Below are 499 nucleotides of genomic sequence, written 5' to 3' on the forward strand. Positions count from 1 at the left end.
GCCCCGAGGCGACTTGGGGTTATATGGTCAAGCGACTAAGCGTATACGGTGGATGCCTTGGCAGTCAGAGGCGATGAAGGACGTGGCAGCCTGCGAAAAGTGTCGGGGAGCTGGCAACAAGCTTTGATCCGGCAATGTCCGAATGGGGAAACCCACTCCGCAAGGAGTACTGCATGGTGAATACATAGCCATGCAGGGCGAACCCGGGGAACTGAAATATCTAAGTACCCGGAGGAAAAGAAATCAACCGAGATTCCCTGAGTAGCGACGAGCGAACGGGGACTAGCCCAAAAGCACATTATGTTTTAGTCAAACGGGATGGAAAGCCCGGCCATAGATGGTGATAGCCCAGTCGACGAAAAGACATTTTGTGTGAAATTGAGTAAGGCGGGGCACGTGAAACCTTGTCTGAACATGGGGGGACCATCCTCCAAGGCTAAATACTACTGACTGACCGATAGCGAACTAGTACCGTGAGGGAAAGGCGAAAAGAACCCCG

General features: G+C 52.7%; 1 rRNA gene. It reads left to right on the plus strand.

Annotation, left to right across the window (positions count from 1 at the left end):
- Nucleotides 1-25: 25 nt before the first annotated feature.
- Nucleotides 26-499 (plus strand): 23S ribosomal RNA (locus tag GSQ77_RS28965); the annotation flags it as partial.

The sequence above is a fragment of the Burkholderia sp. L27(2015) genome (assembly GCF_009765705.1).
Lineage (GTDB): Bacteria > Pseudomonadota > Gammaproteobacteria > Burkholderiales > Burkholderiaceae > LMUX01.